This is a genomic window from Streptomyces sp. NBC_01618, assembly GCF_045209435.1.
GTDB lineage: Bacteria > Actinomycetota > Actinomycetes > Streptomycetales > Streptomycetaceae > Streptomyces.
Genome location: NZ_CP109297.1, coordinates 3,014,663 through 3,039,573 on the forward strand (window position 1 = coordinate 3,014,663; position 24,911 = coordinate 3,039,573).

The following is a 24,911-nucleotide window of genomic DNA, read 5'->3' on the forward strand; positions in this document are numbered from 1 at the left end:
GCCTCTCCGGCGTTTAAGGAGCGGGGTCCGGGGCGGAGCTCCGGTTTCGGGAAGGGGCGGGTAGGGGAAAGCCCCGCGCAGCGGCCCACCCACCCACACCAAGCCCCACCACACCCCGACCGACCGCAACCCCAGGCCCAAGCCACCGCCCCACCACGCCCCACCGCGCCGGGACCGGCCCCGCCCGGCCCGGCCCGGCAGCAAAAACAAACCGGGCCCGAGCACCCCCAAAAGGTGCCCGACCCCGGCAAGCTCTCAACCACGCCAACGCCAACGTCAAGAACGCCGACGCCGGCAACGCCACCGCTACTTCTTGCGGCGCCGCCCACCTCCACCATTCTTTTGCGCCTTGCGCCGCTCCGCCCGAGTCAACCCGTCCGACTCCGACGCACCGCCACCGTCGCTGTTGGAGAAGTCACCCTCGACGACCCCGCCCTCCCCGTCCACCGTGGGAGCGGAGAAGTGCAGCCGGTCCGGACGCTGCGGAGCATCGAGCCCCTTGGCCCGGATCTCCGGACGCGCCGCCGGCACGAGGTCCTCCTTGGCGAGCGACGTCCGCTCGGCCTCGTCCTGCACCGGAACCTCCTCGACCTGCTGCTCGACCTGAACCTCCAGGTTGAACAGGTAGCCGACGGACTCCTCCTTGATGCCCTCCATCATGGCGTTGAACATGTCGAAGCCCTCCCGCTGGTACTCGACCAGCGGGTCCTTCTGCGCCATGGCACGGAGGCCGATGCCCTCCTGGAGGTAGTCCATCTCGTAGAGGTGCTCACGCCACTTGCGGTCCAGGACGGACAGCACCACACGCCGCTCCAGCTCACGCATGATGTCCGAGCCGAGCTGCTTCTCACGCTCGTCGTACTGCTCGTGAATGTCGTCCTTGATGGACTCACCGATGAATTCGGCGGTGATCCCCGCGCGGTCGCCGGCCGCCTCCTCCAGCTCCTCGACGGTGACCTTCACCGGGTAGAGCTGCTTGAACGCACCCCACAGCCGGTCCAGATCCCACTCCTCGGCGAAGCCCTCTGCGGTCTCCTGACGGATGTAGTCGTCGATCGTGTCGTCCATGAAGTGGCGGATCTGGTCCTGCAGATCCTCGCCCTCCAGAACCCGGCGGCGCTCGCCGTAGATGACCTCGCGCTGCCGGTTGAGCACCTCGTCGTACTTCAGGACGTTCTTACGCGTCTCGAAGTTCTGCTGCTCGACCTGCGACTGGGCCGACGCGATCGCCCGCGTCACCATCTTGTTCTCGATCGGCACATCGTCCGGCACGTTGGCCATCGACATGACGCGCTCGACCATCTGCGCCTTGAACAGACGCATCAGGTCGTCGCCGAGCGACAGATAGAAGCGGGACTCGCCAGGGTCGCCCTGACGGCCGGACCGACCGCGCAGCTGGTTGTCGATACGCCGCGACTCGTGACGCTCGGTGCCCAGGACGTAGAGCCCGCCGAGCTCCTTGACCTCTTCGAACTCCGCCTTCACGGCCTGCTCGGCCTTCTCCAGCGCGGCGGGCAGCGCTGCCGCCCACTCCTCGACGTGCGCGACGGGGTCGAGACCACGCTGACGCAGCTCCGCCTCGGCGAGATCGTCGGGGTTGCCGCCGAGCTTGATGTCGGTGCCTCGTCCGGCCATGTTCGTCGCGACCGTGACCGCACCCTTGCGGCCGGCCTGGGCGACGATCGTCGCCTCACGGTCGTGCTGCTTGGCGTTGAGGACCTCGTGCTGCACCCCACGCTTGGAAAGCTGCTGCGAGAGGTACTCGGACTTCTCGACCGAGGTGGTGCCGACCAGAATCGGCTGGCCCTTCTCGTGCTTCTCGGCGATGTCGTCGACGACCGCGGCGAACTTCGCGACCTCGGTGCGGTAGATCAGGTCCGACTGGTCGGCGCGGACCATCGGCCGGTTGGTCGGGATCGGCACCACACCGAGCTTGTAGATCTGGTGGAACTCGGCGGCCTCGGTCATCGCCGTACCGGTCATACCGGAAAGCTTGCCGTAGAGGCGGAAGAAGTTCTGCAGGGTGATCGTGGCGAGCGTCTGGTTCTCGTCCTTGATGTCCACCCCTTCCTTCGCCTCGATCGCCTGGTGCATGCCCTCGTTGTAGCGGCGGCCGGCGAGGATACGGCCGGTGTGCTCGTCGACGATCATGACTTCGCCGTCGATGACGACGTAGTCCTTGTCCTTCTTGAAGAGTTCCTTGGCCTTGATGGCGTTGTTGAGGTAGCCGACGAGGGGCGTGTTCACCGACTCGTAGAGGTTCTCGATGCCGAGCCAGTCCTCCACCTTCGAGACACCGGGCTCGTGGATGGCCACGGTCCGCTTCTTCTCGTCGACCTCGTAGTCGCCGGTCTCCTCGATGCCCTTGAGCGGGTTGCCCGCCTCGCCCTTGGTCAGGCGCGTGACCAGCTTGGCAAAGTCGCCGTACCACTTGGTGGCCTGGTCGGCCGGGCCGGAGATGATCAGCGGCGTACGGGCCTCGTCGACGAGGATCGAGTCGACCTCGTCGACCACGGCGAAGTTGTGGCCGCGCTGGACGAGCTCGTCCGCGGACCACGCCATGTTGTCGCGGAGGTAGTCGAAGCCGAACTCGTTGTTCGTGCCGTACGTGATGTCGCAGGCGTACTGCTCACGGCGCTGGGCCGGCGTCATGTTGGCGATGATGCAGCCGACGGTCAGGCCGAGGAACTTGTGAACCCGACCCATCAGCTCGGAGTCGCGCTCGGCCAGATAGTCATTGACCGTGATCAGGTGCACACCCTTGCCGGAGAGCGCGTTGAGATACGCCGGCAGGGTACCGACCAGGGTCTTGCCCTCGCCGGTCTTCATCTCGGCCACATAGCCGAGGTGCAGGGCTGCGCCGCCCATCATCTGGACGTCGTAGTGGCGCTGTCCGAGGACCCGCTTGGCGGCCTCACGGACGGTCGCGAATGCTTCGGGGAGCAGGTCGTCCAGGCTCTCGCCGTCCGCGTACCGTTCCTTGTACTCGTCGGTGAGCGCCCGCAGCTCGGCGTCGGAGAGGTTGACGAAGTCCTCTTCGATGGAGCTGACCTGGTCCGCGATGCGGTGCAGTTTGCGCAGGATCTTGCCTTCGCCTGCACGCATGAGCTTGTTGAAGACGGACACTGAGGCTGGTCTCCTTGCCGGTCGGGCCTGGCGCTGGGTCGTGTTAAGGACTCTGGCGCGGGCACGGCAGGTGGGCCCCACCGCAACGGCCATCGTAAGCGAGGACCCCGCCGCGCCGGGAGGGCTGCCGCCGCGTTGGCCCCGCTGTCCCTTCCCAATCAACGGCCGGGGAGCGCCGAAGGTGCCGGGAAGTCCGAAAAGTGTTCGCTTCACCGCCCGCGCGCCACCAGAATCCGTACATGGATCCGATCACTCTCACCACCGGACGCCTGCTGCTGCGCCCCTTCGCCGGCAGCGACGCGGACGAGGTCCACGCCGCCTGTCAGGACCCGGACATCCAGCGCTGGACGGTCGTGCCCTCCCCGTACAGCCGCGCCGACGCGGAATTCTTCGCGGGAAAGCTGTCCCCCGGCGGGTGGGCCGACGACTCCATGTACAACTTCGCGGTGGTTCTGCGCGAGAGCGGGGCCCTGGCGGGCGCGGTCGGCATCAATCGCCGCAATCTGCCGGGCACGTACGAGGTCGGCTTCTGGACTTCGGCCGAGCACCGGGGCCACGGCTACATGACGGAGGCGGTCCTTTCCGCCGCCCACTGGACCTTCGCGTCGCTCGGCGGTGACCGGCTGGAGTGGCGGGCCGAGGTCGGCAACATCCCTTCGCGTGCCGTGGCGCTGCGGGCCGGATTCCGGATGGAGGGCGAACAGCGGTCGGCCCTGCTCAACAAGGGGGTACGGCACGACGCGTGGATCGGCGCGCTGCTCCCGTCCGATCTCGGCCTGCCGGGCACCGACACCTATCTGCCCGCAGAGAACGGTCTGCCCGCGGCCACCTGACTCACCGGCCCCGCCGCCGGGCCCCCGCCGGCGAACCCCCCGAACCGGACCCGTCCCGTGGACTCCCCACCGGATGTCAGTGCCGCCCTCTAGGGTGCGGGGCATGACGTCTGTGCCGCCTCCCGCCGCCGAACTCTCCGCCGACCAGGCGCGCAGGATAGCCCTGCGCGCCCAGGGCTTCCTGGGCTCTCCGGACCGCCGGGCCGGCGTTCCGGGTGTTCTGCGGCATCTCGGTGCCGTGCAGCTCGACACGATCTCGGTGCTCGCGCGTTCGCACGAGCTGATTCCGTACGCACGCCTGGGCACGGTCGGTCGGCGCACGGTCGAGAAGGCGTACTGGTCGGGTGGCCGCACCTTCGAGTACTGGTCGCACGCGGCCTGCATCCTGCCGGTCGAGGAGTGGCCGCACTTCGCGTTCCGCCGCCGCGCCTACCGCTCGCGCCCCCACTGGCACCACGACCTGCCGGACGGCGCCTACGAGACGGTGATCAAGCAGCTGCGCACCGAGGGCCCGCTGACGGCGACGGAGCTGGGCGGCGCGAAGAACGGCGGGGAGTGGTGGGACTGGTCGGCGTCGAAGGTCGCCGTCGAGCGGGCCCTGATGTACGGCGAGGTGGTGTGCACGGAGCGGCGCAGCTGGAAGCGGGTGTACGACCTCGCCGAGCGGGCCCTGCCCGATGCCGTGCTGCACGACGATCTGGACGACGCGGAGTGCCTGCGTCGGCTGGTCGCGCTGGCGGGCCGGTCCCTGGGCGTCGGCACCCGCGCGGACATCGCGGACTACCACCGGCTCAAGGGCGAGCAGTTCGACGCGATCGTGACGGACTCCGGCCTGGTGCCGGTGACGGTGCAGGGCTGGTCGAAGCCGGCCTGGGCGGACCCGGCGGCGCTGGCCTCGGAGCCGCGCGGGCGGCACCGTACGACCCTGTTGTCACCGTTCGACTCGCTGGTCTGGGAGCGGGCACGCACCGAGCGGATCTTCGGTTTCGCCCACCGCTTGGAGGCATACGTCCCCAAGCCCAAGCGGATACACGGATACTTCGCGATGCCGCTGCTGGCGGGCGGAAGGCTACAGGGTCGTGTCGACCCGGCGCGCGAGGGCCGCACTCTGGTCGCCCGCCAGGTGTCCTTGGAGAGCAGGAAGGCCGTGGCGCCAATGGCCGAGGCCCTGGTGGAGGCCGCGTCCTGGGTCGGCTGTACGGATGTCCGGCTGGAGCGGGTCGACGCACCGGAACTGCGCGGGCCGCTCGCTCAGGAAATCGCCCGCGCACTGGCGTGAGCGCGCATTCCCGTCTCTCTGCCCGATGTCGCCCTGTTCGGCCGGTTCAGTCGGTTCAGTCGGTTCGGTCCGTCTGCGGACCGGTCACCTGATCTCCAGGATCTTCTCGCGCATGGCATAGACCACGGCTTCCATCCTGGAGTGCAGCTGCAACTTCTCCAGAATATTGCGGACGTGGTTCTTCACGGTGTTCTCGGAAATGAAAAGCTCTTTCGCGATATCGCGATTGTTCATGCCCGTTGCAACGAGTTTCAGGACTTCGAGCTCCCGGTCGGTGAGTCGCGGCGCGGGCACCAGCCTGCGTTCGTCGGTCCGCTGGATCATCGATTTGAACTCGGTGAGCAGTTTGGACGCCATGGAGGGGCTGATCTGGGACTGCCCGTCGGCGACCGCGCGGATCGCCGTGGCCACCTCGTCCGTGGAGATCTCCTTGAGGAGATAGCCGGTGGCGCCCGCCTTGATCGCGTCGTAGAGGTCGGCCTCCTCGTCGCTGATCGTCAGCATGATGATCTTCGCGCTGGGGGCCACCTCCTTGATGGCAGTGCAGGCCTCGATGCCGCCGCGCTTGGGCATCCGGACATCCATCAGCACGATGTCGGGCAGCAGATCGGCCGCCTTGTCGACCGCCTCCGCCCCGTCACCCGCCTCGCCGATGACCTGGATGTCCTCCTCCTGGGCGAGGACGATTTCCAGACCTCTGCGGAAGAGCGCGTGGTCGTCCACCACGAGGACCCGGATCGGCTCCTTGTCGGAACCACTGTCCACGTCCGCACCGGCGGTGTCGTCGGCATCATTCGCATCGCGCACGGGCCCGAAGGTGTCCGCCATCGTTCCTCCCCCTGAAGGCCATGGCCTGAAGTTCACAACTGTCCGCCAACGGCAGTTCGATGAACACCGGTTGGCTTGGGACGACATGATTTCATGCCTGGACGTCGGAGGGGTGATCCTGTGCCCCCACACGGGTGCCCCTGGGGGCGCACAGGCGCTCCAGGGGCACCACGGAAGGGTGGCATCAGCCGCCGAGCGCACCGCCCGCGCCGCCCGCCTCATCGGCGGCCAGCGGATCGGTCCTCAGGTGGATGACACCGTAGTCATAGGCATGCCGTCGGTAGACGACACTGGGTTCCTTCGTCTCGGAGTCGACGAACAGATAGAAGTCGTGCCCGACGAGCTCCATCTCGTAGAGCGCCTGATCAAGCGACATCGGTGCGGCGACGTGCGTCTTCTCGCGCATCACCAGCGGGCCCTCGCCCTGCACCTCCAGCGAGCCGATCCTGGTAGTGGGCACGGACTCGGACGTCTCGTTGCCGACCAGTTCACCCTCGCCGTTGAACGACGCCGCACCCGGCACCGTCTCGGCGACCTCGGCAGCGGGAATCCGGCCGTTCCCACGGCGGCTGTAGCGCTTGTCGTGCTGCTTGCGCAGCCGCGCCTCCAACTTGCCGGTGGCCAGGTCCAGCGCTGCATACGGGTCGCCGGCGGCCGCTTCCGCCCGGATGACCGGCCCACGCGAGCGGAGCGTGATCTCCACCCGGTCGGAACGGTCTGCCTGACGGGGGTTCGGCTCCTTGGACACCTCGACGTCGAGGCTGATCACCTTGCCGTCGAACTTCTGGATCTTGTCCAGCTTCAGCTTCTCGGCCACGTGCTTGCGGAACCGCTCAGGCACCTCGGTCTTGCGGCCCTTGACGACGATGTCCACGCAGAACTCCGTTCCCGGATCGCTCCGCTCAGCGGCGGAGCATCTCCCTTTTGCACCAGGCTCCGGTCGTAGCCGGAGCCGCGGACTCGGTGGCTTTCACCTCCTCCTCCCCCATCGGCAGGGTTTCCACCCCACCGAATTCTCTGCTTCTGGCTACCGGTGAGTCACCTGCCCGAAACCTGGTGGTGCATTCATCGAGGTCCGGCATTCACCATTCCTCACAACCGAACATAGCCTGCCTGGCCGGATGTCGGCACCCGCTACTCGCACGTACCTCCGTTCAGGTCTTTTTACCCACTCACTACCTGCAACGATGCAGGTTCACCGGCAGTTCCGGTTTATTTCGAAGGCGGATGGAGATACTGCGACAACGGCTGCCTGGCCACTGCCGTGGACGACACCGTCGCGCCCGCACGCAGCCCCGATCGCCCGAGCCGCCTCGGCCAGCGAGGAGCCGGTCGTCAGCAGGTCGTCCACCAGCACCACCCGTCCGGCCGCAAGCAACCGTTCACCCCCGGCGACCACCTCCAGCGCCCCCGCAAGATTCGCCTGCCGCTGCCGGGCTCCGAGCTCCGTCTGATCGGCCACCGGGCGCCGCTGCCGAAGCACCCCGGCCACCTCGGCCCCGATACCGCCGCGCCGCAGCTCACCGGCCGCGGCCAACGCGATCCGCCGCGTCGGATCATGACCCCGCGCCGCCACGGCCCGCCGCGCCGACGGCACAGGCACGAGCAGTTGCGGGCCGACGAAGCCCGCCTGCCCCGTCCCGGCCCGTACTGCCCCCGCCAGCGCCTTCCCGAGCGCCCCGGCCAGCCCCAGCGCACCGCGCTCCTTATGGGCCAGGAGCACCGCACGTACCGCGTTCTCGTACGCGGCGGCCGCGTGCACCACCGGCAGGCCCACCGGCTCCGGCACGGGCCTCACCCGGCGCGGCACCCCGCCGTACAACTCCGCACCGCATTCCGCGCACAACTCGGTACGCGGCCTGCCGCAGCCACCGCAGGACACCGGCAGGACCAGCCCGGAGATCTCCCGCCACCACCCCCGCATGACTCCACTGTGCACTCCCCGAAGGGCCCCGGCCACCCCTGTGGATAACCGGGGGCGGCCTCGTGAGATCACGGCCCGCCAGAGAAGTCTCAGCCCGGGTAGACCAGCGACCAGCCTTGCTTGACCACCGTCTGCCAGTTGTCACCCGGCGACAGTTTCACGATCCCGTCACTCGACGTGGCCGCCATCAGCGGCAGTTGCTCGTCGTCCGCCGCTGCGACCGAAGACACCTGGTTCACGCCGGGCAGAACGCCCGACGCCGGTGTCGAGCCGTCCGCCTGCACGTAGCGCACCTGCTGCACGCCACCCTGCTCCTTGCCGACCACCACGAGACGGCTCCGGCCCGACCACGACATCGCGGTCACATCCGTCAGCTGCGGTGCGGCCTGCCGCAACTCCACCACCGAGACCTGCTGTTCGGTCTCAGGCCCGTGCCGCTCGATCCGGCCGATCTTCAGTGTGGTGTGACCGTCCTTGGTCACCAGGAGCGCGATCCGTACCCCGTCCGCGGACATCCGCAGCGCCTCGATCCGGTCGCCGTCCAGGCTCGGCACGGTGACCTCCTGCGGCTTGCCGGCGCCACCGGCCAGCCGCAGCAGTCTGGGATTGCCGGGATCCCGGTCGGCCACCCAGAGGTCGCCCCGGCCGTCCCAGCTCGGCACCGACAGACGGTTGTTCGAGGCGTGGGCCTTGCTGGTCACCAAGGCTGCCGGAAGCTCACCGTCCGAGACGATGGACGAGACGTAGAGGGCCTTCCTCTCGCGCGAGACCGCCGCCGCCGACTGCTCGTCCCTGGCCACACCGACCGCTCCCATCTGCACCGGTCCGTTGCCGAGCGGACCGGGCACCACCTCCGGGGTGCCACTGCCCTTTGTGCTGCCGGGAATTCGCTGCACATGCCCCTTCCCATCGACGAAGTACTGGCTGTCCGGCCCACTCGACGAACCGTCAGGGGCGAACTCCTCCGCCTGGTCCGCGCCGATGACACACAGCGGGGAGCCGTCGGAGCGCTGGAGCTGGACCTGCTCGACCCGTGCGGACGTCAGGTCCCGCAGGGTGTAGAGGACCTGTGCCGCCATCATGCGGCAGGACCGCTGTCCGACACCGTCCGCCTTCTTGTTGAGCGGCACCTTCAGTACGCTGCGGTCGTCGGGGGACAGCGAGGTGACGCCCTTCTTCAGCGCCGTACCCGGGGGGAAGCGGGAGGCGACCACCGGCCGCAGCCAACTGGTCGGCCCCGCCAGGAGACTGCGGACCGCCTGCGTCACGGTGTCCATCCCGGTGACGGGGTCCGTCCGGCTACGGAGATAGACGGGGTCGGCGACCAGCATCGACTTCGCAGCCGTCCGCCCTGCGGCGAAGTAGTACTTGTCGACCGAGCGGTAGAGCCGCTTGAAGTCCGACTGCCCGAGAAGAAGTCCGTCCGGCACCAGGCCGATGCGCCATTCCTTGCCCTCCGGCCCGCTCTCCTTCACCAGGCGCAGGGTCTGGTTGTAGTCCGTGGGCGCGAGCGGCTGATAGACGCTCTGGGCGTCGACCGTTGCCACCTTCTCGCCGGTCAGGGTGTAGGTGATCTCCGTAAGGGCGCGGTCGCTGTCGCGGAACGGGCGGTCGTTACGGTTCGGCGCCTTGGTGAGCACCGTCGTGAACGCGCTCGGCTTCCACGTACTGGCCGCCTTCCTCGTCAAGTACTTACGAGTCGTCCTGAAGTCCGAGTCATCACTGGTCATGGACTCCAGGAAGCCGTCGACCACCTCGTTGGGGGTGGCGTTGTCACGCGGTGCCACGGCATACACCTGCACCTGGGAATCGCCGGGCTGCGAGGCGTCGACAGCCTTGACATCCCCGGTGACGGGCATCGAGCCGCACGCGGACAGGAGCACGACACCGCTTCCGAGCAGCGCGAACAGCCCCAGCACGCGCCCTTGGCCGTCCCTGCGACGGTCAGTGCCCACGATTCGATTCCCCCCGCTCCGGTTCCTTCACTGCAGAGTCGAATTCGCCGCCCGGCCGGTCCTCGGCCGGGCGCGCAACCACCCGCGCTCCGCTCCCCGGCAGGGCCGCCGGATGCACCGAGGCCGGTGCCGTGCGGGGGGCCGCGGGCGCGCGCGAGGGTACGGGCAGCGCGGCCCGGTCGTTGCCACCGGGCTGGTTCGGCACCGCCGTCAGCCGGTGCCCACTCCCGGTCACGGGAGCGCCCACGGCGCGCTCCCGGTTCTCCCGGTTGCGCCGGGAGTCCTCGGGCTCCAGCGGTATGGGCGATCCGCGCAGCGGTTCGTCCGCCGTACGCGGCAGAGTCAGCCGGAACTGCGAACCGCCACCGGGCTCGCCCCACGCCTGCAGCCAGCCGCCGTGCAGCCGGGCGTCCTCCACGGCGATGGACAGTCCGAGCCCGGTGCCGCCGGTCGTTCGTGCGCGGGCCGGGTCAGCCCGCCAGAAGCGGTTGAACACCCGCGTCGCCTCGCCGGGTTTGAGCCCCACCCCGTAGTCCCGGACCGCCACGGCGACCGCACCTCCGGCCACTCCCATCCGCACCACCACGTCCCGGCCCTCACCGTGCTCGACGGCGTTGACCACCAGATTGCGCAGGACCCGCTCGATCCGCCGGGCGTCGGCCTCCGCGATCACCGGCTGCTCGTCGCCGACCACCCGGATCCGGGTGCCCTTGCGCTCGGCCAGCGGCTCCGCCCCGCCGATCACCCGTCGGACGACCTGCCGCAGATCTATCGGCTCCGCCTCCAGCGCCGCGGCGCCCGCGTCGAACCGGCTGATCTCCAGCAGATCGGAGAGAAGCGACTCGAACCGGTCGAGCTGGTCCCCGAGCAGCTCCGCAGAGCGTGCCGTCACGGGGTCGAAGTCGCTACGGGCCTCATGAATGACATCGGCGGCCATCCGCACGGTCGTCAGCGGTGTCCGCAGCTCATGGGAGACATCGGAGACGAAGCGCCGCTGCATCCGGGACAGCTCCTCCAACTGCTGGATCTTGAGCTGCAGGTTCTGCGCCATCTTGTTGAAGGCCTCACCGAGCCGGGCGATGTCGTCCTCGCCGGTGACCTTCATCCGTTCCTGGAGCCGACCCGCGGAAAGCCGCTCAACGATGCCCGCCGCCATCCGTACCGGCGTGACGACCTGTCGCACCACGAACCAGGCAATGGCCCCGAGCAGCACGACCACGAACATTCCCGCGGTCGCCAACGTGCCCTTGACCAGCGTCAATGACTTCTCCTCCTGCGTCAGCGGGAAGAGGTAGTAGAGCTGGTACGGATTGTGGTCGATGTCGTAGAGGCGCTTGCCCACGACGAGTCCGGGCTGCGACTCCTGGCCATTCGCATACTGGATCAGGGAGTACGTCTGGAACGCTCCCGGGCCGCTGTTCACAGAGTCCCGCAGGCTCTGCGGGATGCTCGCCGCCTCCACACTGCCCGAACCGCGCGGCGCACGGGTTCCCTCGTCGGCGCTGAGCGCCACCACGTTGAAGGCGTTCTTGCCGCCGCTGGCGAGCTGGTCGACCAGCTCGGTCCGCCAGGAATTGTTGGCCGTGCTGCCGTCCACCGCGTCACTGCCCTGCCCACCGGGGGTGAGCGGGGCGTTCGCCTTCTCCTGAGCCGCCGCGAAACCGCCGGCTGCCTGGGTCTGGGCGGCTTTGCCCTTGGCGTCGAGCAGACCGTTGCGCACCTGCCCGATCACGACCAGCCCGAGGAGCAGCACCACACCGAGCGACATGAGCAGCGTGCCCGCGACGACGCGGAGCTGGAGGTTGCGTCGCCAGAGCCGCACGGCGGGCAGCAGCGGGCGCCGCACCCAGCGCATCAGCAGTCGCGGCACCGGGCCGCCGAGCGCCCGGTCGCGGAACAACCGGCCACCCTTCAAAAGGCGCACGACCCGGGACGCCCTCTGCCCCGGAGCAGCAGCCCGCTCCGCACGGGCTCCCGGCTCCCCGGGCTGCGGAGCAGCGCTGCTCGGGGGCATCTCAGCTCGGTCCGGCCTTGTAACCGACCCCACGGACGGTCACCACGATCTCGGGCCGCTCCGGGTCCTTCTCGACCTTGGAACGCAGTCGCTGAACGTGCACATTCACCAGCCGGGTGTCGGCGGCATGACGGTATCCCCACACCTGCTCCAGCAGTACCTCACGGGTGAAGACCTGCCACGGCTTGCGGGCGAGCGCGACCAGCAGGTCGAACTCCAGCGGGGTGAGGGCGATCGACTGCCCTTCCCGCTTCACCGAGTGACCGGCCACATCGATGACCAGGTCCCCGATGGCCAGCTGTTCCGGCGCCGGTTCCTCGGACCTCCGCAGACGTGCCCTGATCCGGGCAACCAACTCCTTAGGTTTGAACGGCTTGACGATGTAGTCGTCGGCCCCGGACTCCAGGCCCACCACCACGTCAACCGTGTCGCTCTTGGCAGTGAGCATGACGATCGGCACACCCGACTCGGCCCTGATCAATCTGCAAACCTCAATGCCGTCCCTTCCGGGCAGCATCAGATCCAGCAGGACCAGGTCCGGCTTGGCCTCACGAAATGCGGCAAGTGCCTTGTCGCCGTCCGCTACGAACGACGGCTCGAACCCTTCACCACGCAGCACAATCCCGAGCATCTCGGCCAGTGCGGTGTCGTCGTCGACGACAAGGACGCGTCCTTTCATAATCGACATCATCCCATTAGCTAATCGTTACCTGCGATGACCTGGCACACAGCTCTGCCAGTCCGACCCCCGTGACCGGGGAAACTACGCCCTCCTCCGTGACGATCGCCGTAACCAGCTCCGGCGGTGTGATATCGAATGCGGGGTTGTACGCGGGGGTTCCGACTGGCGCCACGAGCACCCCGCCGGCATCCCTACCTGCCACTCCCACCTGTGGCGATGTGAGCTCCGTCACTTCACTCCCGGGCCGCTGCTCGACGGTGATCGACGCCCCGTCCGCGGTGTCCAGATCCACGGTCGTGGTCGGCGCCACCACGATGAACGGTACGTGGTGGTACTTCGCGAGCACCGCCAGCGGATAGCTCCCCACCTTGTTCGCCACCGATCCGTCCGCGGCTATGCGGTCCGCCCCGATGAGTACGGCGTCCACCTCCCCCGCGGCAAACAGCGAACCTGCGGCATTGTCCGTGAGCAAGCTGTACGGCATGCCATTGCGCGCCGCCTCGTACGCGGTCAGCCGGGCTCCCTGCAGCAGTGGACGTGTCTCGTCCACCCACAGCCGGCGCAGCCTGCCCTCCCGGTGTGCCCCGAGCGCGACAGCGAAGGCAGTACCCTCACCTCCCGAGACGAGCGCCCCCGTATTGCAGTGCGTCAGCAGTTGATGCCCGCCGCCGGACAGCAGTTCATCCAGAAGGGCAAGCCCGTAGCGCGCCATACGCCCACTGGCCTCGGCGTCCTCCCGGTGCAGCGCCCTGGCCTCGGACAGCGCCGCCTCTGCTGCCCGCCCCGGATCGGCCCCCTTCCCGATGGCCGCCCCGTACACTCCGACAGCCCGCCGCACACCGTATCCAAGATTCACCGCGGTGGGCCGCGCCCGCTCCAGCAGTTCCGCGGCCTCGGCCACGTCGTCTCCCCGCGCGGCTGCGAGAGCCACTCCGTAAGCCCCTGCGATGCCCAGCAGCGGCGCCCCGCGCACTGCGAGCGTCCGAATCGCCCGCACCAGCGCGGGCACATCGGTGCACACGAGTTCGACCTCCTCGGCAGGCAGCCGCGTCTGATCGAGGAGCACCAGCGCGGGACCTTCCGGAAGCTCGTCCCAGCGAAGTACGGGAAGCGCGGGGGGCTCGATGCCCACCGGCGATTGCGCGTCCTGATCAGCCATCCGCACAGTCTGCCCGGTAAACCGCTCACAAATGAAGGTACGAAGGAGATGGAGCGCCAGGCCCGCGCCGGAGCAACGCGTGGCACGATGGCTGCCAACCTGCCGCCCCGATGAGCGGACAGGACCATGAAGGAGCGAGAATGAACGACACTCCGGGCTGGGCCTCGCCCGGATCTGCCCCCTCCGACAGCCAGAAGGCGGGCGTCCCCCGACCTTCCGAGCCCGTCGACGGCAGCGGCCCGGCAGGGAACTGGTCGCCCACGCAGCCGCCCGCAGGGCAGTGGTCCCCACCAAGCACCCCGGGAGCAGGCCCCGGCGGGCCTCCCCCCGTCCCGGGCTCGGGCGGGGGACCTCAGGGCCCCGGCTGGGGCGGCGGGCCGCACGGCGCCGGCTGGGGCCGGCCACCCGCTGCGGCCAAGCCCGGTGTCATCCCGCTCCGGCCACTCGGCGTCGGCGAGATCCTCGACGGCGCCGTCTCCACGATGCGCGCCCACTGGCGCACGGTCCTCGGCATCACGCTGACCGTCTCCGTGATCGCCCAGATCGCAATCATCCTCGTGCAGCGCTATCTGCTGCCGGAACCCGCGGCAATCAACCCGAAGGCCACCGGCTCGGAGGCGCTCAGGCAAAGTGCCGACTCGGCTCAGTCGGCACTGACCAACAGTGTGCCGTCCCTGCTCATCACCATGATCGCCACGCTGATCACGACATCCGTACTGACCGTGGTGATCAGCCGCTCGGTGCTCGGCCGCCCGGTGACGCTCTCGGACGCCTGGGCCGAGGCCCGACCCCGGCTCGCTCAGATGCTGGGTCTGACACTGCTGCTGGTCCTGATCAGTTCCGCCATCCTGACGGTCGGCCTGCTGCCGGGCATGCTGATCGGCTCCGCCGCAGGCGCCGCGCTCGTCGTCGTCGGCTTCGTCGCCACCGCCGTCATCGTCATCTGGCTGATGGTCCGCTTCTGTCTCGCTTCGCCGGCACTGATGCTGGAGCGGCAATCCATCACTACCTCCATGCGCCGCTCCGCGAAGCTGGTCAGGGGCGCCTGGTGGCGAACCTTCGGCATCCTGGCTCTCACCTGGCTGCTGACACTCATCGTGTCCGTGGTCATCGCGATCCCGTTCAGCATCATCGCGCTGTCTGTGGACGGTGGCGGTATCAACTCCCTCCTCACCGACGGCTCCCTGGACTTCGGCTGGCCGTTCCTGATCGTCTCCGGCATCGGCGAAGTGATCACTGCCACGATCACCTACCCGCTCTCCGCCGGTGTGATGGCCCTGCTCTACATCGATCAGCGCATCCGTCGGGAGGCACTCGACCTCGATCTCGCCCGGGCAGCGGGCCTGCCCGGCTACGATTCCAGGAGCTGATGCCGTGTCGGGGGCGGGGGGCACAACAGCAGCGCAGTTACTGATACGAGCGAGCGGCGACATACCCGTGGACACTCCACGTGTCCCGGCCCAGGAGGCCGCGGAGCACGAACTGTCCAAGCCGATGTACCACGAGAACGATCCCAACCTCCTCCAGCGCGGTCTCGACCGGCTATGGGACTGGATCGGCGATCTCCTGAACACTGCCTCCGGCGCCGCACCGGGCGGACCAGTCGGTCTTGTCGTGCTTGTGCTTGTCGTCATCGGCCTGGTTGCCGCGCTCTGGTGGCGGCTGGGCACCCCGCACCGCGCCGTGCGTTCCGCTGAGGCCCTCTTCGACGACGGCCCCCGCAGCGCGGCCGAACACCGGACGGCCGCCGAGGCCCATGCGGCCGCCCACCGCTGGAATGAGGCGGTCCAGGAGCGCATGCGCGCCATCGTCCGCTCTCTGGAAGAGCGCGCCCTGCTCGTGCCCCGCCCTGGGCGCACCGCAGACGAGGCCGCCGCCGAAGCGGGCCGTCCGCTGCCCGCACACGCCGCGCGACTCCACGCCGCCGCCAGAGAATTCGACGATGTCACATACGGCGGTCGCACCGCGGACCAGCAGGCGTACCTCACCGTACGAACTCTGGACCTCGACCTCCAGACCGCCAAACCCTTCCTGACAACCGCGGCCCAGGGAGCAGCCGAATGACCGCGGTCACCGCCGCCCCCACCACCTCGACATCCCTCACCCCACACCAGATCTGGACCCGAGTACGAGGTCTGCTGTTCGCCCTCCTGGTACTCGCCGCAGCCGGAATCGCACTGGCAACCGTGCGCTCCGGTGACCACCACGGCCGCCTCGATCCCCGCTCCGCCGACCGCTACGGCAGCCGGGCCGTCGCTGAACTCCTCAAGGAGCGTGGCGTCTCCGTGCAAGTGGTCACCACTCTCGACGAGGCCACGGCCCAGGCCGGCCCCGAGACCACGCTGCTCGTCACCTCCCCCGATTTGCTGACACCGCACCAACAGAACGAACTCCACGCCACGACAGCCGACTCGGCCGGCCGCACAGTCCTTCTCGCAGCAGGCCCTGATTCCGTGGGCACCCTGGTCCCCGGTGTCCGCGCAGAGCCCGCCGGACCGGTGGCCGCCCGAACCCCCCAGTGCTCCCTGTCCGCCGCCCGCAACGCCGGTACCGCCGAAACGGGAGGCTTCCAATACTCCTCGAACGTCCCCGATGCCGTCGCCTGCTTCCCTAACAATGGCCTCCCCACCTTGCTCCTGGTCGAACAGGGGACGAGCGACACCGTCCTCCTCGGTTCCCCCGACCTCCTCTACAACGACCGGCTCAGCAACCAGGGCAATGCCTCCCTGGCCCTTCAGCTTCTCGGCTCCCGCCCACATCTGGTCTGGTACCTCCCCTCACTCGCTGACACTTCCGCTGCCGCCGAGAACGGCGGAGACGGCGGAGCCGGTGCCCACAACGACCGCAGCTTCGCCGACCTGATTCCCCGAGGCTGGCTGTGGGGCACGCTGCAACTCGCACTTGCCGCTGCACTCGCCGCCATCTGGCGCGCCCGTCGTCTGGGCCCCCTGGTGACCGAACGGCTGCCCGTGGCCATCCGCGCCTCGGAATCCGCCGAAGGGCGAGCCCGCCTCTACCGCAAGGCAAACGCCCGCGACCGGGCCGCCGACGCACTGCGTTCCGCCACCCGCACCCGTATCGCCCCGCTCATCGGCGTCTCCCCACGCGATGCCCACTCCCGCATGACAGTCATCCCTGCCATTTCCGCCCGCCTCAACACCACTGGCACAGGTCTCCAAGCCCTGCTCTTCGGACCCGCCCCGTCCGACGATGCCGCTCTTGTACATCTGGCAGATCAACTCGACACCCTCGAAAGAGAGGTACGCACATCATGAGCGCCCCGCCCCCAGTGCCCGCCGGGACCACCGGGACCACCGAGACCCTCGGAAACGGCGACACAGCCCGCGCATCCCTGGAAGCGCTGCGCTCCGAGATCGCCAAGGCCGTGGTCGGCCAGGACCCGGCAGTCACGGGACTCGTCGTCGCCCTGCTCTGCCGAGGCCACGTCCTCCTCGAGGGCGTCCCCGGCGTGGCCAAGACCCTCTTGGTCCGGGCTCTCGCCGCCTCACTCGAACTCGACACCAAACGCGTCCAGTTCACCCCCGACCTGATGCCGAGCGATGTAACCGGCTCGCTGGTCTACGACGCCCGCACGGCAGAGTTCTCCTTTCAGCCAGGCCCCGTCTTCACCAACCTGCTGCTCGCCGACGAGATCAACCGCACCCCTCCCAAGACACAGTCCTCCCTCCTGGAAGCGATGGAAGAACGCCAGGTCACCGTCGACGGAACTCCTCGGCTCCTGCCCGACCCCTTCCTCGTGGCCGCGACGCAGAATCCCGTCGAATACGAGGGCACCTACCCGCTCCCCGAAGCCCAGCTGGACCGCTTCCTCCTCAAACTGACCGTGCCCCTGCCGTCCCGCGACGAGGAGATCAACGTCCTCACCCGTCATTCCGACGGCTTCAATCCGCGCGACCTCAGGTCAGCGGGCATACGCCCCGTTGCCGGCCCGGCCGATCTGGAAGCAGCCCGCAACGCGGTTTCACGGACCAAGGTCTCCTCTGAGATCGCCGGCTATGTCGTCGATATCTGTCGTGCCACGCGTGAGTCCCCTTCGCTCTCTCTCGGTGTCTCTCCCCGAGGCGCTACCGCACTGCTGTCGACCGCCCGTGCCTGGGCCTGGCTCACTGGCCGCGACTACGTCATTCCTGATGACGTGAAAGCCCTGGCTCTCCCCACGCTTCGCCATCGCATCCAACTACGGCCCGAAGCGGAGATGGAGGGAGTCACCCCCGACTCCGTCATCACGGCGATCCTCGCCCACGTCCCCGTACCCCGATGAGGCAGTGACCGTGGCCCTTACCGGACGTACCGCCTTGCTGGCCGCCCTGGGGTCACTCCCTGTTGGAATCCTTGCCCCAAGCTGGACAGGCATGCTCGCGGTCAACGCACCGCTTTCTCTAGCAATTCTGTGCGACTACGCCCTGGCCGCACCAGTGCGAACGCTTCAGCTCACCCGATCCGGTGACACAACCGTTCGCCTCGGGGAGTCCGCCGAAGTGCAACTCACCGTAACCAATCCTTCCCGTCGGCGCCTACGGGCACACCTCCGTGACGCCTGGCCGCCCAGCAGCTGGCCCACCGGCACGGAGCAGGCCTCAGCCCGTCACACACTGACGATCCCGGCGGGGGAACGCCGTCGGCTCACCACCATGCTGCGACCGACGCGGCGCGGAGACCGGCGAGCCGAACGTGTCACGGTCCGCTCCTTTGGACCTCTGGGACTCGCGGCCCGCCAGGGGAATCACCAAGTCCCGTGGACGGTACGTGTCCTGCCGCCGTTCACCAGCCGCAAACATCTGCCGTCCCGTCTCGCCAGACTCCGGGAGCTCGACGGCCGCAGCAGCGTCCTCACCCGCGGGGAAGGCACCGAGTTCGACAGCCTGCGTGAGTACGTTCCCGGCGACGACACGCGTTCCATCGACTGGCGGGCCACAGCACGTCAGTCCGCCGTCGCGGTGCGAACATGGCGACCTGAGCGGGATCGTCACATCCTTGTCGTCCTGGACACCGGCCGTACTTCGGCGGGCCGTGTCGGTGACGTGCCCCGTCTCGATGCCGCTCTGGACGCGGCCCTGCTCCTTACTGCACTGGCCTCTCGTGCGGGCGACCGTGTGGATCTGCTCGCCTACGACCGCCGAATCCAGGCCCAGGTGCAGGGCAGGTCCGCGGGAGACGTCCTGTCGGCCATGGTGAATGCGCTGGCGTCGGTCGAACCAGCACTCGTGGAAACGGATGCCCGAGGTCTCAGCGCTGCTGTACTGGCCTCCGCACCTCGTCGCTCCCTGATCGTGCTGCTCACCGGTCTGGACGCGGCCCCCATGGAAGAGGGCCTACTGCCTGTTCTCCGCCAACTGACTCAGCGCCACACGGTGCTGGTGGCGTCGGTAACCGATCCGCACATCGAACAGATGGTGAGAGCCAGGGGCACCGTGGAGGCGATCTACGAATCGGCAGCCGGCGCACAAGCCCGAGCGAGGCGACTCCACACTGCAGAGCAGCTCCAGCGCCGCGGCGCCGTCGTCGTCGATGCCACCCCGGACAACTTCGCTCCGGCTCTAGCCGACGCCTACCTGGCTCTCAAGAGTATGGGTCGCCTCTGACCCGCTCCCGCCCGTTACAAACCCGTCGAGGAAGGGGCATTTCCTCGACGGGTTCTAAACGCAGAAAAGCCCCGTGCCACAAGGGCACGGGGCTTTCCCGTAAAAGGAGTTCGGCGGCGTCCTACTCTCCCACAGGGTCCCCCCTGCAGTACCATCGGCGCTGAAAGGCTTAGCTTCCGGGTTCGGAATGTAACCGGGCGTTTCCCTAACGCAATGACCACCGAAACACTATGAAATTAACCAACACCGGAACAACACGGCCGTTCGTTATTTCAGAACAAACACAGTGGACGCGAGCAACTGAGGACAAGCCCTCGGCCTATTAGTACCAGTCAGCTCCACCCGTTACCGGGCTTCCACATCTGGCCTATCAACCCAGTCGTCTACTGGGAGCCTTAACCAATCAAGTTGGTGGGAATACTCATCTCGAAGCAGGCTTCCCGCTTAGATGCTTTCAGCGGTTATCCTTTCCGAACGTAGCCAACCAGCCATGCCCTTGGCAGAACAACTGGCACACCAGAGGTTCGTCCGTCCCGGTCCTCTCGTACTAGGGACAGCCCTTCTCAATATTCCTACGCGCACAGCGGATAGGGACCGAACTGTCTCACGACGTTCTAAACCCAGCTCGCGTACCGCTTTAATGGGCGAACAGCCCAACCCTTGGGACCGACTCCAGCCCCAGGATGCGACGAGCCGACATCGAGGTGCCAAACCATCCCGTCGATATGGACTCTTGGGGAAGATCAGCCTGTTATCCCCGGGGTACCTTTTATCCGTTGAGCGACAGCGCTTCCACAAGCCACTGCCGGATCACTAGTCCCGACTTTCGTCCCTGCTCGACCCGTCGGTCTCACAGTCAAGCTCCCTTGTGCACTTACACTCAACACCTGATTGCCAACCAGGCTGAGGGAACCTTTGGGCGCCTCCGTTACTCTTTAGGAGGCAACCGCCCCAGTTAAACTACCCATCAGACACTGTCCCTGATCCGGATCACGGACCCAGGTTAGACATCCAGCACGACCAGAGTGGTATTTCAACGACGACTCCACAACCACTGGCGTGGCCGCTTCAAAGTCTCCCACCTATCCTACACAAGCCGAACCGAACACCAATATCAAACTGTAGTAAAGGTCCCGGGGTCTTTCCGTCCTGCTGCGCGAAACGAGCATCTTTACTCGTAGTGCAATTTCACCGGGCCTATGGTTGAGACAGTCGAGAAGTCGTTACGCCATTCGTGCAGGTCGGAACTTACCCGACAAGGAATTTCGCTACCTTAGGATGGTTATAGTTACCACCGCCGTTTACTGGCGCTTAAGTTCTCAGCTTCGCCGACCCGAAAGTCGGCTAACCGGTCCCCTTAACGTTCCAGCACCGGGCAGGCGTCAGTCCGTATACATCGCCTTACGGCTTCGCACGGACCTGTGTTTTTAGTAAACAGTCGCTTCTCGCTGGTCTCTGCGGCCACCCCCAGCTCGGAGAGCAAGTCTCCTCACCAGTGATGGCCCCCCTTCTCCCGAAGTTACGGGGGCATTTTGCCGAGTTCCTTAACCATAGTTCACCCGAACGCCTCGGTATTCTCTACCTGACCACCTGAGTCGGTTTAGGGTACGGGCCGCCATGAAACTCGCTAGAGGCTTTTCTCGACAGCATAGGATCATCCACTTCACCACAATCGGCTCGGCATCAGGTCTCAGCCTTAACGTGTGACGGATTTACCTACCACACGGCCTACACCCTTACCCCGGGACAACCACCGCCCGGGCTGGACTACCTTCCTGCGTCACCCCATCGCTTACCTAGTACAAGTCTGGTTCGTCGGCTCCACCACTACCCTCAACTCCGAAGAGATCGGGCCGGCTTCACGGACTTAGCATCGCCTGATTCAGTATTGGGCGTTTCAAAGCGGGTACCGGAATATCAACCGGTTGTCCATCGACTACGCCTGTCGGCCTCGCCTTAGGTCCCGACTTACCCTGGGCAGATCAGCTTGACCCAGGAACCCTTAGTCAATCGGCGCACACGTTTCTCACGTGTGTATCGCTACTCATGCCTGCATTCTCACTCGTGAACCGTCCACAACTCGCTTCCGCGGCTGCTTCACCCGGCACACGACGCTCCCCTACCCATCCGTACTCCCGTTGGGGATACATGTACGAATGACACGACTTCGGCGGTACGCTTGAGCCCCGCTACATTGTCGGCGCGGAATCACTTGACCAGTGAGCTATTACGCACTCTTTCAAGGATGGCTGCTTCTAAGCCAACCTCCTGGTTGTCTCTGCGACTCCACATCCTTTCCCACTTAGCGTACGCTTAGGGGCCTTAGTCGATGCTCTGGGCTGTTTCCCTCTCGACCATGGAGCTTATCCCCCACAGTCTCACTGCCGCGCTCTCACTTACCGGCATTCGGAGTTTGGCTAAGGTCAGTAACCCGGTAGGGCCCATCGCCTATCCAGTGCTCTACCTCCGGTAAGAAACACACGACGCTGCACCTAAATGCATTTCGGGGAGAACCAGCTATCACGGAGTTTGATTGGCCTTTCACCCCTAACCACAGGTCATCCCCCAGGTTTTCAACCCTGGTGGGTTCGGTCCTCCACGAAGTCTTACCTCCGCTTCAACCTGCCCATGGCTAGATCACTCCGCTTCGGGTCTTGAGCGTGCTACTCAACCGCCCTATTCGGACTCGCTTTCGCTACGGCTTCCCCACACGGGTTAACCTCGCAACACACCGCAAACTCGCAGGCTCATTCTTCAAAAGGCACGCAGTCACGACTGTTGCTCCGAAGAACAACAGCGACGCTCCCACGGCTTGTAGGCACACGGTTTCAGGTACTATTTCACTCCGCTCCCGCGGTACTTTTCACCATTCCCTCACGGTACTATCCGCTATCGGTCACCAGGGAATATTTAGGCTTAGCGGGTGGTCCCGCCAGATTCACACGGGATTTCTCGGGCCCCGTGCTACTTGGGAAATTCTCAAACGAGCCGTTGATGTTTCAGCTACGGGGGTCTTACCCTCTACGCCGGACCTTTCGCATGTCCTTCGCCTACATCAACGGTTTCTGACTCGTCGACCAATCGGCAGATTGATCAAGAGAACTCCCGCAACCCCGCATGCGCAACCCCTGCCGGGTATCACACGCATACGGTTTGGCCTCATCCAGTTTCGCTCGCCACTACTCCCGGAATCACGGTTGTTTTCTCTTCCTGAGGGTACTGAGATGTTTCACTTCCCCTCGTTCCCTCCACACTGCCTATGTGTTCAGCAGCGGGTGACAGCCCATGACGACTGCCGGGTTTCCCCATTCGGACACCCCCGGATCAAAGCTTGGTTGACAGCTCCCCGGGGCCTATCGTGGCCTCCCACGTCCTTCATCGGTTCCTGGTGCCAAGGCATCCACCGTGCGCCCTTAAAAACTTGGCCACAGATGCTCGCGTCCACTGTGCAGTTCTCAAACAACGACCAGCCACCCGTCACGCACCACACAAGCGGTGCTTTACCGGGGCCGGCAACTGAAGGCGACCTCACGGCCGTACCCTCAGATACCCAACAACGTGCCCGACCCGACAAGCCATCACCCACGTTCCACGCCGAAGCAGTACTAGTGAACAACAACCCATCGTGCCGAATAGTCAACGTTCCACCCATGAGCAACCACCGTCGGACATTTGCCGACGTAGTGGCTCTGGATTCCTTACGGAATCTAGATGCTCCTTAGAAAGGAGGTGATCCAGCCGCACCTTCCGGTACGGCTACCTTGTTACGACTTCGTCCCAATCGCCAGTCCCACCTTCGACAGCTCCCTCCCACAAGGGGTTGGGCCACCGGCTTCGGGTGTTACCGACTTTCGTGACGTGACGGGCGGTGTGTACAAGGCCCGGGAACGTATTCACCGCAGCAATGCTGATCTGCGATTACTAGCAACTCCGACTTCATGGGGTCGAGTTGCAGACCCCAATCCGAACTGAGACCGGCTTTTTGAGATTCGCTCCGCCTCGCGGCATCGCAGCTCATTGTACCGGCCATTGTAGCACGTGTGCAGCCCAAGACATAAGGGGCATGATGACTTGACGTCGTCCCCACCTTCCTCCGAGTTGACCCCGGCAGTCTCCTGTGAGTCCCCATCACCCCGAAGGGCATGCTGGCAACACAGAACAAGGGTTGCGCTCGTTGCGGGACTTAACCCAACATCTCACGACACGAGCTGACGACAGCCATGCACCACCTGTACACCGACCACAAGGGGGGCACCATCTCTGATGCTTTCCGGTGTATGTCAAGCCTTGGTAAGGTTCTTCGCGTTGCGTCGAATTAAGCCACATGCTCCGCTGCTTGTGCGGGCCCCCGTCAATTCCTTTGAGTTTTAGCCTTGCGGCCGTACTCCCCAGGCGGGGAACTTAATGCGTTAGCTGCGGCACCGACGACGTGGAATGTCGCCAACACCTAGTTCCCAACGTTTACGGCGTGGACTACCAGGGTATCTAATCCTGTTCGCTCCCCACGCTTTCGCTCCTCAGCGTCAGTAATGGCCCAGAGATCCGCCTTCGCCACCGGTGTTCCTCCTGATATCTGCGCATTTCACCGCTACACCAGGAATTCCGATCTCCCCTACCACACTCTAGCCTGCCCGTATCGACTGCAGACCCGGGGTTAAGCCCCGGGCTTTCACAACCGACGCAACAAGCCGCCTACGAGCTCTTTACGCCCAATAATTCCGGACAACGCTTGCGCCCTACGTATTACCGCGGCTGCTGGCACGTAGTTAGCCGGCGCTTCTTCTGCAGGTACCGTCACTTTCGCTTCTTCCCTGCTGAAAGAGGTTTACAACCCGAAGGCCGTCATCCCTCACGCGGCGTCGCTGCATCAGGCTTTCGCCCATTGTGCAATATTCCCCACTGCTGCCTCCCGTAGGAGTCTGGGCCGTGTCTCAGTCCCAGTGTGGCCGGTCGCCCTCTCAGGCCGGCTACCCGTCGTCGCCTTGGTAGGCCATCACCCCACCAACAAGCTGATAGGCCGCGGGCTCATCCTTCACCGCCGGAGCTTTCAACCCCGTCCCATGCGGGACAGAGTGTTATCCGGTATTAGACCCCGTTTCCAGGGCTTGTCCCAGAGTGAAGGGCAGATTGCCCACGTGTTACTCACCCGTTCGCCACTAATCCACCCCGAAGGGCTTCATCGTTCGACTTGCATGTGTTAAGCACGCCGCCAGCGTTCGTCCTGAGCCAGGATCAAACTCTCCGTGAATGTTTTCCCGTAATCGGGACAACACAACACGAGAGCGGAACGATCAGCCGGAATAAGACCGATCGTCCACAGCGTCCTCGCTGTGTAAATTGCCCACCGGGTCAGTGACCCTGTAGGACTTTCAAAGGAACCACCAACCTGCCGAAGCAGGCCGGGGTATCAACATATCTGGCGTTGACTTTTGGCACGCTGTTGAGTTCTCAAGGAACGGACGCTTCCTTTGTACTCACCCGCAGAACATTCTCTCGGGCTTTCCTCCG

Annotated in this window: 15 protein-coding genes and 3 rRNA genes; 7 read left to right on the forward strand and 11 right to left on the reverse strand. The window is 66.0% G+C overall.

Going from position 1 to position 24,911, the window contains the following annotated elements:
• Window positions 1-306: 306 nt before the first annotated feature.
• Window positions 307-3,126 (reverse strand): preprotein translocase subunit SecA, encoded by a 2,820-nt coding sequence (secA, locus tag OH735_RS14105; protein ID WP_406381842.1) that lies wholly within the window; start codon window positions 3,124-3,126, stop codon window positions 307-309.
• A gap of 239 nt (window positions 3,127-3,365) precedes the next feature.
• Here secA and OH735_RS14110 point away from each other — a divergent pair, with 239 nt between their 5' ends.
• Entirely contained in the window at window positions 3,366-3,959 is a 594-nt protein-coding gene (locus OH735_RS14110) for a GNAT family N-acetyltransferase (RefSeq protein WP_406381843.1), read from the forward strand.
• 103 nt (window positions 3,960-4,062) lie between these two features.
• Window positions 4,063-5,238 (forward strand): winged helix-turn-helix domain-containing protein, encoded by a 1,176-nt coding sequence (locus tag OH735_RS14115; RefSeq protein WP_406381844.1) that lies wholly within the window; start codon window positions 4,063-4,065, stop codon window positions 5,236-5,238.
• 84 nt (window positions 5,239-5,322) lie between these two features.
• On the opposite strand, the gene OH735_RS14120 is transcribed toward OH735_RS14115, so the two are convergent.
• From OH735_RS14120 to mtnA, 7 genes are all read right to left on the reverse strand, one after another.
• Entirely contained in the window at window positions 5,323-6,066 is a 744-nt protein-coding gene (locus OH735_RS14120) for a response regulator (RefSeq protein WP_406381845.1), read from the reverse strand.
• 184 nt (window positions 6,067-6,250) lie between these two features.
• Window positions 6,251-6,940 carry a ribosome hibernation-promoting factor, HPF/YfiA family gene (hpf, locus tag OH735_RS14125; RefSeq protein ID WP_406381846.1) on the reverse strand — a complete coding sequence of 230 codons (690 nt, stop codon included), beginning with the start codon at window positions 6,938-6,940 and terminating at the stop codon, window positions 6,251-6,253.
• 321 nt (window positions 6,941-7,261) lie between these two features.
• Window positions 7,262-7,990 carry a ComF family protein gene (locus tag OH735_RS14130; RefSeq protein ID WP_406381847.1) on the reverse strand — a complete coding sequence of 243 codons (729 nt, stop codon included), beginning with the start codon at window positions 7,988-7,990 and terminating at the stop codon, window positions 7,262-7,264.
• 89 nt (window positions 7,991-8,079) lie between these two features.
• Complete coding sequence (locus OH735_RS14135) at window positions 8,080-9,945, reverse strand: LpqB family beta-propeller domain-containing protein (RefSeq protein WP_406381849.1); 1,866 nt, start codon at window positions 9,943-9,945, stop codon at window positions 8,080-8,082.
• Window positions 9,935-11,959, reverse strand: coding sequence for an MtrAB system histidine kinase MtrB (gene mtrB / locus OH735_RS14140; RefSeq protein WP_406381850.1), 2,025 nt, complete (start codon window positions 11,957-11,959; stop codon window positions 9,935-9,937). The genes OH735_RS14135 and mtrB overlap by 11 nt, the downstream gene beginning before the upstream one ends.
• A 1-nt stretch (window position 11,960) precedes the next feature.
• Window positions 11,961-12,650 (reverse strand): two-component system response regulator MtrA, encoded by a 690-nt coding sequence (gene mtrA / locus OH735_RS14145; protein ID WP_187438793.1) that lies wholly within the window; start codon window positions 12,648-12,650, stop codon window positions 11,961-11,963.
• 4 nt (window positions 12,651-12,654) lie between these two features.
• The gene (mtnA, locus tag OH735_RS14150; protein WP_406381852.1) at window positions 12,655-13,800 is read right to left on the reverse strand and encodes an S-methyl-5-thioribose-1-phosphate isomerase; all 1,146 of its coding nucleotides are present in this window, start codon (window positions 13,798-13,800) and stop codon (window positions 12,655-12,657) included.
• A 140-nt stretch (window positions 13,801-13,940) separates the two neighbouring features.
• Here mtnA and OH735_RS14155 point away from each other — a divergent pair, with 140 nt between their 5' ends.
• The 5 genes from OH735_RS14155 to OH735_RS14175 are packed head-to-tail and all read left to right on the forward strand — an operon-like array spanning window position 13,941 to window position 19,403.
• Window positions 13,941-15,170 carry a hypothetical protein gene (locus OH735_RS14155; protein WP_406381853.1) on the forward strand — a complete coding sequence of 410 codons (1,230 nt, stop codon included), beginning with the start codon at window positions 13,941-13,943 and terminating at the stop codon, window positions 15,168-15,170.
• A 4-nt stretch (window positions 15,171-15,174) separates the two neighbouring features.
• A complete protein-coding gene (locus OH735_RS14160) occupies window positions 15,175-15,864 on the forward strand; it encodes a DUF4129 domain-containing protein (RefSeq protein ID WP_406381855.1) in 690 nt (229 codons plus the stop codon).
• On the forward strand, window positions 15,861-17,075 hold the full coding sequence (locus OH735_RS14165; protein WP_406381856.1) for a DUF4350 domain-containing protein: 1,215 nt from the start codon (window positions 15,861-15,863) through the stop codon (window positions 17,073-17,075). Before OH735_RS14160 ends, OH735_RS14165 begins: the two co-directional genes overlap by 4 nt.
• Entirely contained in the window at window positions 17,072-18,082 is a 1,011-nt protein-coding gene (locus OH735_RS14170) for an AAA family ATPase (protein WP_406381857.1), read from the forward strand. The genes OH735_RS14165 and OH735_RS14170 overlap by 4 nt, the downstream gene beginning before the upstream one ends.
• Window positions 18,083-18,092: 10 nt before the next feature.
• Window positions 18,093-19,403, forward strand: a complete 1,311-nt coding sequence (locus tag OH735_RS14175; RefSeq protein WP_406386551.1) for a DUF58 domain-containing protein — start codon at window positions 18,093-18,095, stop codon at window positions 19,401-19,403.
• 108 nt (window positions 19,404-19,511) lie between these two features.
• Here the strand turns inward: OH735_RS14175 and rrf are convergent.
• The 3 genes from rrf to OH735_RS14190 all read right to left on the reverse strand — a co-directional run bounded on the left by rrf (window position 19,512) and on the right by OH735_RS14190 (window position 24,651).
• Window positions 19,512-19,628: ribosomal RNA gene (gene rrf, locus OH735_RS14180) — 5S ribosomal RNA — on the reverse strand.
• A 77-nt stretch (window positions 19,629-19,705) separates the two neighbouring features.
• Window positions 19,706-22,830: ribosomal RNA gene (locus OH735_RS14185) — 23S ribosomal RNA — on the reverse strand.
• A gap of 295 nt (window positions 22,831-23,125) precedes the next feature.
• Window positions 23,126-24,651, reverse strand: a 16S ribosomal RNA gene (locus tag OH735_RS14190).
• Together the 16S, 23S and 5S rRNA genes form the textbook arrangement of a ribosomal RNA operon.
• Window positions 24,652-24,911: the final 260 nt, after the last annotated feature.